At 65.1% G+C, this 12,749-nt stretch carries 8 protein-coding genes; all 8 read right to left on the reverse strand.

The annotated features are described in order from the left end of the window. Positions 1-35: 35 nt before the first annotated feature. Positions 36-2,678, reverse strand: a complete 2,643-nt coding sequence (locus AWB80_RS38075) for a cellulose synthase subunit BcsC-related outer membrane protein (RefSeq protein WP_061179789.1) — start codon at positions 2,676-2,678, stop codon at positions 36-38. Continuing rightward, positions 2,659-4,956 (reverse strand): cellulose biosynthesis cyclic di-GMP-binding regulatory protein BcsB, encoded by a 2,298-nt coding sequence (locus tag AWB80_RS38080; protein ID WP_061179807.1) that lies wholly within the window; start codon positions 4,954-4,956, stop codon positions 2,659-2,661. Before AWB80_RS38080 ends, AWB80_RS38075 begins: the two co-directional genes overlap by 20 nt. A 13-nt stretch (positions 4,957-4,969) precedes the next feature. Continuing rightward, a complete protein-coding gene (gene bcsA / locus AWB80_RS38085; RefSeq protein WP_087131930.1) occupies positions 4,970-7,339 on the reverse strand; it encodes a UDP-forming cellulose synthase catalytic subunit in 2,370 nt (789 codons plus the stop codon). A gap of 830 nt (positions 7,340-8,169) precedes the next feature. After that, the gene (locus AWB80_RS38095) at positions 8,170-8,493 is read right to left on the reverse strand and encodes a 4Fe-4S dicluster domain-containing protein (RefSeq protein WP_061179792.1); all 324 of its coding nucleotides are present in this window, start codon (positions 8,491-8,493) and stop codon (positions 8,170-8,172) included. Then, positions 8,490-10,106: an FAD-dependent oxidoreductase gene (locus AWB80_RS38100; protein ID WP_087131931.1), complete on the reverse strand. Its 1,617-nt coding sequence runs from the start codon at positions 10,104-10,106 to the stop codon at positions 8,490-8,492. Before AWB80_RS38100 ends, AWB80_RS38095 begins: the two co-directional genes overlap by 4 nt. Next, on the reverse strand, positions 10,103-10,894 hold the full coding sequence (locus AWB80_RS38105) for an ABC transporter permease (RefSeq protein WP_061179794.1): 792 nt from the start codon (positions 10,892-10,894) through the stop codon (positions 10,103-10,105). The genes AWB80_RS38100 and AWB80_RS38105 overlap by 4 nt, the downstream gene beginning before the upstream one ends. A 21-nt stretch (positions 10,895-10,915) precedes the next feature. Beyond that, on the reverse strand, positions 10,916-11,716 hold the full coding sequence (locus tag AWB80_RS38110; protein ID WP_061179795.1) for an ABC transporter ATP-binding protein: 801 nt from the start codon (positions 11,714-11,716) through the stop codon (positions 10,916-10,918). A gap of 19 nt (positions 11,717-11,735) precedes the next feature. Next, positions 11,736-12,746, reverse strand: a complete 1,011-nt coding sequence (locus tag AWB80_RS38115; RefSeq protein WP_244206966.1) for an ABC transporter substrate-binding protein — start codon at positions 12,744-12,746, stop codon at positions 11,736-11,738. Between the last annotated feature and the right edge of the window lie 3 nt (positions 12,747-12,749).

Genomic DNA, 12,749 nt, shown 5'->3' on the forward strand with positions numbered 1-12,749 from the left:
GGCGGCCATGCACATCTTCTGCCACTCCCGCCATATCAACGCGATTCGTCGAAGGCAAGGTGCATATCGTGTGCACCATGTGGTAGATCACGACTGAACACCGCGTTGCGCGGCGACAGGAAGTAGCGTACATACGCGATCGCCGCGACTTGCCGGTCGCGCCCGGGCGTCACATTGAGATCGGCGAGCGCACCGATCTGCCAGTGCGCGGCCACCCGCAATGCCGCCGCGAACTGCACGTGTGCATACGGACCGCGATCGGTGCTGCCGCTGCAATCGATGGCCGGACCGGTATGCGCAAATGGGCTCACCGGGCAGGATCCCGCCGACTGCCTTGCGTAATTCCATCCCGTCTCTATGTTGCCCGAGACCTGCCAGGAACGCCCTTCCTGCGACAGAAACTGCAGCGCCGCACCCGCGCTGGTCGACATCTGCGGACTGTAATAGCCGCCTTGTGTGGGCACGAAGAAGTTTTCGTTGCGCCGGTATCCGAGATAGTGCAGCGCAGGCCCGATGCTCAGATAGTCGAATCCCGGCACGCGCAGATCGTAGCTCGCGGCGAGGTCGACGCCGAGTCCTTCGTTGCCGTCGACCTCATGGCCCGTCAGCCAGTCGAAGTGCCCGCCCGCACTCACGTTCCAGCGCGAGCCGATCTGCCACCGCGCGCTGCCGCCAGTCGTCGCGCGCGTGACACGTCCCCATTCGAAGGTTCTGCTGGCGTGCGCGCCAGTGGCCGGATCGACGCCGCTGTAGAGGACGCTCTCGCCGCGCCACGACAGCAGCGAATCGCGCACAGGCAACGCTGCCGCGTAGGCGGACCATGCGCCCCACGACGTCGTTTGCGCGACGCCCGCCTCGCCCTGCATCGAAGCGCCGAACGGCCCGCCCTGCGTAACACCGGCAATCGCGTGGACATCGAGCGTGCGGCCGTCGTCCAGATGCACAGTCTGCGTCAGCTTGCCCTGCAACTCCTCGGCGTTGACGGTGTTGATGCCATTGTTCAGGAAAAGTTGGCGGTAACGCATTTCGTACACACGCGACGCGTCGAACCATTCTGCGTCGAGCGTCGGCGAAAACACCGTCAGACGGTTCTCGCCCTTGGTCCCAGCGTGATTGACCCAGCCAGAACCGCCGGTGACCGACGGCGCGTCGATTCCGGTCAGATCGGCGGGCAGGTAGTGCGCGATGCGCTGTGCGTCGGCAGTGCCCGAGACCGCGTTGCGCCACGTGCGCTGCGCTTCGACGAACTGCTTCTCGTAGTACAGATTCTGCGCATCGACTGCCGCAATGTACGCAGGTAGCGGACCGGCGGGCGATGAAGGACGATGACGTCCCTGGGCCTTCACGCTCAACGCGATGCCCTCGGCGCTGTCGTCGTCGTGATGCTGTTGATAATGCGCGTCGAACACACGTTCCGCCTGCGCGTAATCGCCGAGCGCGAAGAGGTTCCAGCCGCGCAGCGGTTCGACTCGCTCATCGGACACACCCGCGTCGCGCGCGCCGTCGAGCGCCGCCAGACTGTCGCGATAGCTGCCCTGCCGATAGGCTTCGCTTGCGCGCGACATCGCGATTTCTCCGCGCAACGCACGCGTGCGCGAGTCATCGGCGATTGATGAGCGCGCAAGCAGGCCCTCGGCCGCATCGAGATCGCCTTGCGCGACGCGCACCTGGGCGAGACCTAGCGTCGCATCGTCCGACGTCCCTTCGCCGTACGCTACCGCGAGCTCGAACCATTGCGCGGCGGCTGAGTAGTCATGCAGCGCGAATTCGAGCCACGCCGCGCGTATCGCCGAAGCGCCATCACGTGAATCGCGAATCGATGGCGCGAGTTCTGCGAGCGTGCGCCTCGTGCTCGTTTCATCGGTCGCCCAGTTCGTCGACGCATCGAGCACACGTGCGTTGCGCAAGCGCGCAAAATCGCTTGCGGCCGCTTCGCCGCGCGCGCCCTGCTTCCATTCGACATCGATCAGCGCATCGGCCTGCGCAGGCGGCAACTGCTTCGCCGCGCGCTGCAAGGTCACCACGCGATTCACGTCGGGCTCACATGCGGCGACGATCGGACGATAGAGTGCATAGACCGCATCGGTATCGCCCGCTGCGGCGAGCAGATCCGCCGCGCTCCATGTGCGTTCGATATGCGCGCAGCCGAACGCGTCCGGGTCTGCTGCGATCTGCGCGCGCAGCAGCGCGACATCACCGGCGAGCGCACGCTGGATCTGCATGTCGTGCTGTTGACGAGTGCGCTCCGCGACGAGGCTCGCCGGAGGCGTCCAGGTCGGAAAGCGCCGCTCGACACGCGCGAGCATCGCGTCGAAATCGACGAGGCGCTTCGCGTGCAACAGATTCCAAAGAGGACGTTCGTCGGGCGTCGCGGGCGCTTTGGCAGCGGGCGCGCGCCCGCCGGAAGCGCCTGTCTCGACCGTAACGTCGGATGACGCGCGCGGCATCTCTGGCGCCAGCACGTTCGTCTGCACGCGCTGCTGGACGCCTCGAATCGCGTTCGTCGCGCCCGTACCTTGTTGCACGACGCCCTGCGCCGCGCCGCGTTCGGCCGACACCACGTTGCCCTGTGTGACAGCCGCATCGACGTGCGACGGCAACGCGGCCGCGCACAGCAATGCCGTCGCGAGCCGCCCGCCGCCGCGCGCTTCGCGCCGGTCAGCTCGACGAGTCGCCATGGTGCTTGCGGTGATAGCGGCGCAGCAGTACGGCCGTGAGCGCCGCGAGCACGGTCAGACACGCGGCCAGCACACCATAGGCGATCCACGGATGCGCGGACACCTCATAGCCTATGTGATCGAACGCGCCGATTTCCCCGACTTCATAGCGTTGGCCGACACGTGTCGTCCAAAGCGCTTCACTGTCGAGGCTGACCACGCTCACGTCGCCGTCGAGCGATTCCCAGTTCTGCGGCGCGACCAGTTGCTGCATGCCGCGCAGCAACTCGGCGGGCGTCTCTGCGGTCATCAGCGTGGCCGTCGCGCTGGCAGCGTTGCGGTACTGCATGACGAGCAACTGACGCGATAGCTTCATGTCGCCCTCGATCACCGTGTCGGGCGAACCGTTAGCCGCGTACGCCGGCTTGCCGAAGACGCTCTTCACACCCTCCCACAGGTTCGCCGGTGTCTCGGATTCGCCCTCCGCACGCACGCCGGCCGCGAGCCGCATCGACCTGCCGGGCGCCCACGGAGCGCCTTCGAACGCCGCGCGCGGCAAGTCCGCGCCCGCTGCGACGATGATCGTCTGCCGCCCGACGCCCGGTACGCCCGCGGTGATCTGCGCGCTCGTCAGGGGCCTGCCCTGCTTCTGCGCGAGCTTGCCGAGGAGCGACCACGCGGCGTTGAGCGTGTCGTTGTCGCGGGCGTTGAGCTGGATCGCGAGCTCGGCGCCGTCAGCGCGTCGCGTGTACGGAAAGCCGCTTTCCGCAAAGCGCCGCAGGTCCGGCAGATTCGTGAAGTGCAGCACCGGCGGCAGCTCGATGGTTGAATCGTCGAACACGGACAACTGCAGATTGCCCGACTGGCGCAGTTCGCATCGATCGGTGACGAGCGGCACCAGCACCGGACGCAGCGACAGCACGTTCGCGCCCGGCAGAAAGCGCCGCAAAGGCACGGACACGCGATAGCGATTGACCACCGCGCCCTGCTGCTGATCCAGCGCGACCGCCTGCACGAAGCGATCGTTCAGATACAGATTCAGCACCGAGTCCGCACGCATCTTCGCGCCTTCTGCGAAGTTCAGCGTCAGGACGGCCTGCGCGTTTTCAGGCGCGTAGACGTCGGCGGGCAGCGTCAGCTTCACGTCCGCGCTCGCGCCTACGCCGAGCGTTGTGCTGCGAAAGCCGAGATCGCGCAGACGATACGGCTTCGTGCCCGACAGCGCGTCGCGGCCCGTCGCGTCGCCGCTGCGTGCTTCGGCGAGCGCGTCTGCGTTCATCTCGTTGCGGCGCGGCAGCGGCACTTCCGCATGCGAGAACACGCGCGCGGCGAGATTGACTTCGTCATCGGTGCGGCCCGCGACGATCAGCACGAAATGACGCGGATCGCCGGGTTTCGGATAGACGCCGAGAAACGCGCCGCCGATGCGCTCGAGCGTGTGCGCGTCGAGGTATGGCGCGAGTGTGTCGAGCTTGCCGATCAGGAGCACGTCGGCGTCCGCGAGCGGCGTGAGATCGAGGCCGGGCAGCATGCCGCCGCCCTCGCCCGTTTGCGCGTCCTGTACGCGCAGATCAGCGCTCTTGTAACGCAGCCGCAACGCGACGCCTTGCGCGAGCAGGCCGCCGCTCGCGAGCTGCGTATCGGTTACCGGATGCGCGGCATGGACGATCGCGATCGCGCGCGGCGCGTTCTGCTTCGGATCGATGAGTTCATCGAGTCTGGCGAGCAGCGGCGGCGTACCCGTCAGTGGGCTCAATTCGGTCTGGATCGCAAGCGTCGATGCGCTCGTGTCGACTTCAGTCCACAGTTCAGGTGAATTCGGCTCTTCACAGTTTTCGGTCGAATGCTGCGCGACCTGAAAGCTGAGGGTGTTGTAGCCGGCGCGCAGCAACTCGGCGGGCACGCGGATGTCGGCGGTCAGTTCGGGCTGACGCGGCGACAACTGGAATTGCGCGATCGCGCGGTCATTGACGCGCACGACGAGTTGCGAGCGCTCCCCCAAAAGCGATACCGAGTTCGACGCGACCAGATGCAGCGTTGCGCCGCGTACCGCTTCGCGCGCGGATACCGGCACGCTGATCGAACGCGACGCGGACGCGCCTGCAATACGCATCGGCCCGGACAGATTCGCGTAAGTTGCGAGCGATACAGCGGTTGCCGCCGTCGCACCGGGATTCACCGCAGAGGCCGCCGCCGGCGCGGACGCACTCTTCCCGGCATACGTCGCAGCCTGGGCCATCGTGCTGAAAATCGCGCAGGCCGTCCAGCCGGCAATCATGGTTTTTCTTATGACAGACATGGAGAACATCCAATCAAGACTTTGCAGGTGTCACGACGCGGCGCAACGCGTGTCGTCGACTCGCCAGCCGATTCAGGACATATCGCAGCAGCGCGGTGAAAAAGGTCCGATAGTGCGCGAGCGCGTGCACGGTGCCGAGCCGCACGACGAGGCCTAATCCGCGCCGGATACCGATGCGCTTGTTGCGCCGATCGCGGAAGCTGCGCCAACGGCCGCTGTCGCCATAGACGAGCGACACGCGATCGCTCAGTCCCTCGACACTGCGATCGGAGAACTCGACGCCGACCGCGCACGTGCCGTCGCCGGGTTCGAACACCCCGCGCACGACCACCGGCAATTGGCAGTGGCAGCCACGCGCCGCGTTGTATGCATCGAGCGTGGCAGTCGACCCACGTGGAATCGACGATTGCGCGCCGAGTGGCACGATCAGCTTCGCGCCGCCCGCCGACAGATCGACGATACGGCAGTCGAACGCAGGCGAGAATGCGCGGGCGGGCGTTGCGCCTTGCTCATCCGCGACGTCCGATAGCAGCAGCGTACCGGCGATGTCCGCGGGCACGCGCGGCGCGACGCGGCGCTGCCGGCGTTCGTACAGCACACCGATGCACGCATTGAGAAGCACCAGGTTCAGCACGCTCCACGCCACCGACGACGCGATCACGCCGCGCTGCATGTCGCCATCGATCAGGCGCCACACACCGACGATTGCCGAGATCAGCACCCCGAGATACACCGCGTAGAACGGCCCGGCGAGCTCCGAAATCTGGTCCGCGTCGCTTTGCTCGCCTTTGGGCGTCACGTTGAACGTCGGCGCGCGCGGATTGAGCAGCACCGCGACGACGCCTCGCAACGAGAACATCGAGAGCAGCATTTCGTAGACTTCTGAAATCAGCGTCCAGCGGTACTTGCCGAACAGGTAATCCGTCGTGAGGATCACGCCAACCATTTGCGGCAGGCCATACGCGAAGAACTCTGGCAAGGTCGCGTTATAGAACTGCAGACCGAACAGCAGATACAGTGCGGGCGCGAGCAGGAACACGACGCGCGCATAGCAGAAGAACCAGAAGAACGCGTTCGAGAAATAACAGAGGCGCTGGGCGAGTTTCAGCCCCTTCATACGCAGCGGATTGCGGAACATCAGAAGCTGGATCATCCCTTGCGCCCAGCGCACGCGCTGCACGACGAAACTCGCGAACGTCTCGGGTTGCAAACCGGCGATCAATGGCTCGTTCAGATACGCGCTGCGATAGCCCCGCGCGTGAAGCATCAGCGCGGTTTCGGCGTCTTCGGTGATCGACGTGCCGGTAATGCCGCCGATTTCCATCAGGCACTTGCGGCGCAGGACAGCCGCAGAGCCGCAGAAGAACGAGGCGTTCCAGAAATCGAGGCCGCGCTGGATCACCGAATAGAACATCTCGTTCTCGGGCGGCATCTTGCCGAACATGCCGAGGTTCTTTTCGAGCGGGTCCGGGTTGCTGAAGAAGTGCGGCGTCTGCAACAGGAATAGCTCGCTGTCGCGCTGAAAATAACCGATCGTCTTTTCGAGGAAGTCAGCCGTCGGCACGTGATCCGCGTCGAAGATCACGATCAGCTCGCCACTGGTTTTCTCGAGCGCTGCGTTGATGTTGCCTGCTTTCGCGTGCTCGTTGCGCTCGCGGCTCAGATAGTGTGCACCGTGCCGCGCGGCCAGCAGCGACAGTGTCAATGCGCGCTCCTGCGCGGCGGCTGCTTTCACGGGATCGGCCTGCGTGCGCTTCTGTTCGGTACCGCCGTCGTCGAGCAGATAGACATTCACGCGATCGCGGTCATAGCGCATGTCAAGCGCGGCGCGCAGCGTGATTTCGAGCATTTCGGCCGGCTCGTTGTACGACGGAACGTAGACATCGACGGTGGGCAGCGGGCCGGCCGTGCGGATCAAGGGCACGCCCTCGCGCTTGAGCGGCCGGCTGTTGACGAACAGGCCACCGAGCGTCAGCACGATGCCGTACAACTCGGCACCGTACATCATCATCATCAGGATGAAGTCCGCGAAGCCGTTGTAGCCGAGCGTCGAAGTGGTGCGCCAGCAAACGTATCGGATCGACAGGAATGCCGAACATAGGAGGAAGAACAGCCGCGTGCGCTCGACCAGACCGGAACGGCGCAACACGATCATCACGGCAAGCGTCATGAACGCGAGGCAAAACTGCGCCTGAAGATCGATGCGAACCATTGCCAGAACGGCGACGACCGCGAACGCCATGCACCAGGCGCAGCCTGCCGCCCACGTCCGCCAGTCTGTGGGCTGGCGTGGCGGCTCGTGTTCGACGCCGACGCCGGGCGGCTCCTGAGCCGGCGACCGCAGCACGCGCGGCGCAAAAGCCAACCTGTTTGTCACGCTCATCGTTCTCGCCCGCGTCGTTGGATTCAGATCGCGAGGCCATGAGACCCGCGTTACCCGGTCGGCATCAGCATGTTCCAAATGCCTCGCGATTGGGTTTGCGGGGAACAGAGCGCCTGCTATTCATAACGGCAGTCCAAGACAAATCCTGAGAGGGATGCGCTTGTTGTCCATCAGACTTACGTTCTGATGACAGGAATGCGGACAAGACGAACGGTCGTTTCGTCTGGCCAAGCAACCCTAACCTCCACGGGCCATATACGTTTTCGGCGATTCAAGGCAGAAAATTCGATAGTTCTCGACTTCTTCACTTCAGCAGGCAAAAGTTCATGCCGTTATTCACGAATGGACACCTGCTACAACGCTGTTGGCGCGTTCGAGCTTCGTATGATCGACGCTGACATAGCCCACATCAGACTCGCGATTGCTACGATCTCTCACGAGCCGAACGCCGTTTTGCCTTCTGCTTACTGGCGTCATCGGCTGGAGCATATGCTGCGAGATCGTCACCTTCTTCACCATCAGTTCTCAGCCGTAACTGATATGTTGGCGAGGCTCTAAAACGATGGCAAAGATTGATATTGGCTGGGTTGAATCCGCGAGGCGTCCAGGCGGTGTGCCCTCATGAGCGCCCACCGTGCAGGAAAGCATCGGTGGGATTGAGACGCGGCTTGCCATGCGCAACTGGATTCTGCGTTCGCACGGCGCAATCCCCTGGAGCTGAATCATCGGAACCTGCCGTGCAGCAGGACTCATGCTTTAACGCATGGCGACGGCCGCGCGCCGGTTCGACGAGGCCATCACCGGGGTGATTAGCCGCCGATGCGTGCAGCTCAATGCGCGCGACTGAGCAGCTCGTAGCTCGCGTCGTCCGCCGCGCTGGAGCGTTGGCCACGACCCCAGCCGATCGCCTGCCGATAACTGCCGGCGAGCGTCGCCACCGCGTCGCCACCTGCGCCGGCAATCGTCCGCGGCGCGACATATAACGCATCCTCCGGACAGTACAGTTCGCACATGAAGCAGGTCTGGCAATCGTCCTGCCGCGCGATGGATGGCGCGCCATCCGCGACGCCCGAGGTATCGAACACATTGGTCGGACACACGCGCACGCAGATGTCGCAGCCCGTGCAGCGTTCGGTATCGACGATTTCGATCATGCGGCCACGTCCTCTCTCGCTTCGTTGCGTACGTCGTGACGCGCGACCCAGACTTCATCGAGACCGCCGCTCAGCAAGCGGTGCCGCTGCGACGGATCGGGCGCCGCGTGATCCTGCCGCCGCGCCATGCCGCGCGTCTCCGTGCGGGCAAGCGCGCTGCGATACATCCAGCGCGATACCGCGAGCATGGCGACGGCCTCGCGGGCGCGCACCACATTCTTCCGGTCCGATGGAGCCGCGCCGCGCACGCGATGCCATAGCGTATCGAGCCGTCCGAGCGAGTCTTCGAGCAGATCGGCGCGGCGCGTCCAGTTGCGTTGCGTCGGCAGCACTTCGTCCTGCACCGCGCGCACGAGCGCGGCGGCGTCGAACGGCGCGTTCGCGCCGCCGTCGCGCAGAGCCGCGCCGCCCGCGCGATGCAGCACGCGTAAGCCTCGCCCCGCGCGCACCGTACGTGCGTGATCGGCTGCGCCCGCACCCGCCCAGAAGCCCGAGGACATCGCCCAGGCGGCATTGTGACTGCCGCCGCCGGTGAAGCCGCCGCAGATCAGCTCGCGCGTGGCGGCGTCGCCCGCTGCGTAGAGGCCGGGCACGGAGGTCGCGCACGTGGAGTCGGTCACATGCAGCCCGCCTGTGCCGCGCACGGTGCCTTCCAGCCGCAGCGTGACGGCAAAACGCTGTGTAAACGGATCGATGTTCAGCCGGTCGAACGGCAGAAAGAAGTTCGGCTGCGAGCGGCGCATCCATGCGCGTATGTCGGCATCGGTACGGTCGAGACAGGCGAAGACCGGCTGCGATTCGAGCGTCTTTGCGATGACCCCGCGCCCGTGCGACGAACCCGCGCCAGGAATCGCAGCACCGCCCGCATCGTAGAAAGTCGCCCAGTTGTAGAACAGCGATTTCGTCACCGATGAGAACGCCGGCCCCAGCCCATACGCATTCGAAAACTCCATGCCGGATAGTTCGGCGCCCGCTTCCACCGCCATCAGTTGACCATCACCTGTCAGCACGTTGCAGCCGAGCGCGTCGCTGAGAAACGCGCAACCGCCCGTCGCGATGACGACGCTGCCCGCGCGCACGCTCCACGTCTCGTCCGCCTGCCGATGCACGCCCGCCGCGCCCGCCGCGGCGCCGTGTTCATCGACGAGCAGCTCCAGCGCAGGGCTATGGTCGAGAATGCGCGCGCCCGACTCCTTCACGCGCTTGCGCATCAGGCGCATGTATTCGGGGCCTTGCAGCGAAGTCCGGCGCGCGTTGCCCGAATCGTCGACCGGAAACGGATAGCCCCATTCCGCCAGGCGCTCGCTGTTGAGCCAGGTCTGCTCCAGCACGCGATCCATCCATGCGTGTTCGGCGAGTTCGCCGCCGAGCGCATAGCGGCTCGCCCTGGCGCGTTCGCGGGCTTCGCGTTCGCGCGGCACGTACCAGACGCCGGTCCCCGACGGCGCCGTCGCGCCCGATGTTCCGCAAAAACCCTTGTCCGCCAGCACGACGCGCGCGCCGTTGGCGGCTGCGCTGATCGCGGCCCACGCGCCCGCGGGTCCGCCGCCGATGACGAGCACGTCGGCGTCGTAGTGACGTTGTGAATTGGCTGCGTCAAAGCGCTGCTTCATGCCTGCTCCTTCCATGCGGCCAGCCGCTTCTCGGCGAACAGCACCGTCTGATTGAACGCCAGCCCGAGCAGCGCCAGCGTGATGATGCCCGCGTACATCTTCGGAATCTCGAAGGTGAACTGCGAGTAGTTGACGAGATAGCCGAGGCCCGCTTTCGCGCCGACCATCTCGGCCGCGATGAGCACGAGAATCGAATAAGCGCCTGCGATGCGTATGCCCGTGAACACCGACGGCACCGCCGCCGGCAACACGACTTTCACGAAAAGCTGAACGGGCCTGAGCGCCATCGAGCGCGCGGACCGGATCAGAAGCGGATCGACGTTGCGCACGCCGCTCACGGTATTGAGCACCACGGGCCAGATGCACGAGTAGACGACCATCGATACTTTCGATGTTTCGCCCATGCCGAGCACGAGCACGAACACCGGCAGCAAGGCGAGCGGCGCGGTATTGCGAAAGAGTTCGAGCAACGGATCGAGCACTTCGGCAAGCGTGCGATACCAGCCGATGAACAGGCCCAGCGGCACGCCGAGCGCAACCGCGATGACGAAGCCGCTCAATGCGCGCGCCGTGCTGGCGAGCAGATGCATCCAGAGTTCGCCCGTCAGCGCCATCTCGTACAGCGCGCGCAGCACGACCGAAAACGGCGGCAGAAAGGTCGCGTCGACCCAGCCCAGACGCGGCAGAACCTCCCACAACGCCACGAACGCGACGATGGCGACGCTCGAACGCGCCGCACGCGGCAAGCCCCATGCGCCGCGTCCAGGCGCCGCGATGACTGTGCTCATCGATTCCCCTTCGAAGATGGATCAGGCCGCCTGCGCGACCTGAAGATGTCCCGCGCCGGAGCGCGAGCGGATCAGTTGCCAGATCTCGTGGCGCAAGCGGACGAACTCGGGCGTCGCGCGCACGTCCTCGCCTGCATCGCCCTTCGGCGCGTGTACCGGCAGTTCATGCGTGATGCGTCCCGGCGACGCGGCCATCACCAGCACGCGCTGACCGAGATAGATGGCTTCGTCGATCGAATGCGTGATGAACACGATCGTCGTGCCCGTGCGCTTCCAGATGCGCAACAGCTCGTCCTGTAAGCCTTCGCGCGTTTGCGCATCGAGCGCGGCGAACGGCTCGTCCATCAGCAGCACGTCTGGCTCGTAGGCGAGCGCACGGGCAATCGCGACACGCTGCTTCATGCCGCCCGACAACTGATGCGGATAGCGGTCGGCAAACGCGCCCAGGCCGACGAGATGGAGAAAGCGCCGCGCCCGCTCGATGCGCTCCGCCTTCGCGATGCCCTTCGCCTCCAGGCCGAACGCGACGTTGCCGAGCGCGGTCTTCCACGGAAAGAGCGCGTACTGCTGAAACACGATGCCGCGATCGAGGCCCGGCCCCTCGACTTTGCGCCCGCCGATCAGGATCTCGCCGGCATCGGCCTGCGCGAGCCCGCCGATCAGATCGAGCAGCGTGGTCTTGCCGCAACCGCTCGGGCCGACGAGCGACACGAATTCGCCCGCGGCTACATCGAAGGAAATGTCATCGAGAACCGCAAACCGGTCGCGCTGACTTACGCGATAGCCTTTCGCGACGTTGCGCACATCAATCGATGCACTCATTGCTGTGCCTCCGGAAGCATCAGTTTCTGGCCACGGCCTGATTAAATGGATTGAACTGGTTCGAGTACACCGCCTCCGGCGTGACCTGTCCGGGCTTGAGAACGCCGTTCTTCACGTACCAGTCGATATAGGTGGTGAAGTCCTCGGCTGCGATGACGCCGCCCTTGCCGCCCACGCCCGGCGACTTCCAGTAATCGACGATCGACGTGTCCTCGTTGCGACGCCGCGCTTCGACGATCTTCTTGAGACGCGCGACGACCTGATCGCGCGGCGTCGTGCGCGTCCATTCGATCGCGCGCGCGGTGCCTTCGACGAACTTGCGCACCGTCTGCGGATTCTGCGCGATGAAGCGGTCGGTGAACAGATAGCTCGCGTAGCCGTACGAACCGAACTGCGCGTAGTCGGTCGTGAGCAGCCGCGCGCCGCCATCGGCGATCAGCTTGTCCTTGATGATGTCTTCGAGGAACACCGCGTCGAGCTGCTTCTGCTTCAGCAATTGCGCGAGGTTCACCGGCGGCGCGGGCACGAAGGTCACCCGATCGATCTCTTCCTTCGACAGCCCCGATTTCTGCAGATAGGCGGTCACGAGATACTGCTGATACGCGCCCGGCGTATTGACGCCGATCTTCTTGCCGATGAGATCACGCGGCCCCTTGATCGCGCTGTCCTGCACCACGAACAGGCCGCCGTTGGTGTCCTTGTCCGTGCCGACATACGACACCACCGCCTTCACGGGAGCATGCGCCGCGACGAGCTTCACGATCGAACCGTTGAACGCACCGCCGAAGTCGACATCGCCGGTCACGGCCGCCTGAATGTCCTGCGGCCCGCTGATCGTGTTGCCGACCCACTTGAGTCTGATCGGGGCGAGATAACCCAGATCCTCGGCCAGTTCCGGATACAGCACCTTGCTCGCCCAGCCCTGATAGCGCAGTTCGAGCTTCTCGGGCGTCTGCGCGTGCGCCGTCGCGCTCGCGGCGAACGCGACGGCGGGCAACACGCCATGGATGAACCGTTTGATGACTGTCACGCG

Origin of the sequence: Caballeronia pedi, assembly GCF_001544915.2 — a bacterium.
In the GTDB taxonomy this organism is placed as follows: domain Bacteria; phylum Pseudomonadota; class Gammaproteobacteria; order Burkholderiales; family Burkholderiaceae; genus Caballeronia; species Caballeronia pedi.

Coding starts and splice junctions, on each gene's coding strand:
- AWB80_RS38075 (WP_061179789.1), bottom strand. CDS start 2,678: ATGGCGACTCGTCGAGCTGACCGGCGCGAAGCGCGCGGCGGCGGGCGG.
- AWB80_RS38080 (WP_061179807.1), bottom strand. CDS start 4,956: ATGTCTGTCATAAGAAAAACCATGATTGCCGGCTGGACGGCCTGCGCG.
- bcsA (WP_087131930.1), bottom strand. CDS start 7,339: ATGAGCGTGACAAACAGGTTGGCTTTTGCGCCGCGCGTGCTGCGGTCG.
- AWB80_RS38095 (WP_061179792.1), bottom strand. CDS start 8,493: ATGATCGAAATCGTCGATACCGAACGCTGCACGGGCTGCGACATCTGC.
- AWB80_RS38100 (WP_087131931.1), bottom strand. CDS start 10,106: ATGAAGCAGCGCTTTGACGCAGCCAATTCACAACGTCACTACGACGCC.
- AWB80_RS38105 (WP_061179794.1), bottom strand. CDS start 10,894: ATGAGCACAGTCATCGCGGCGCCTGGACGCGGCGCATGGGGCTTGCCG.
- AWB80_RS38110 (WP_061179795.1), bottom strand. CDS start 11,716: ATGAGTGCATCGATTGATGTGCGCAACGTCGCGAAAGGCTATCGCGTA.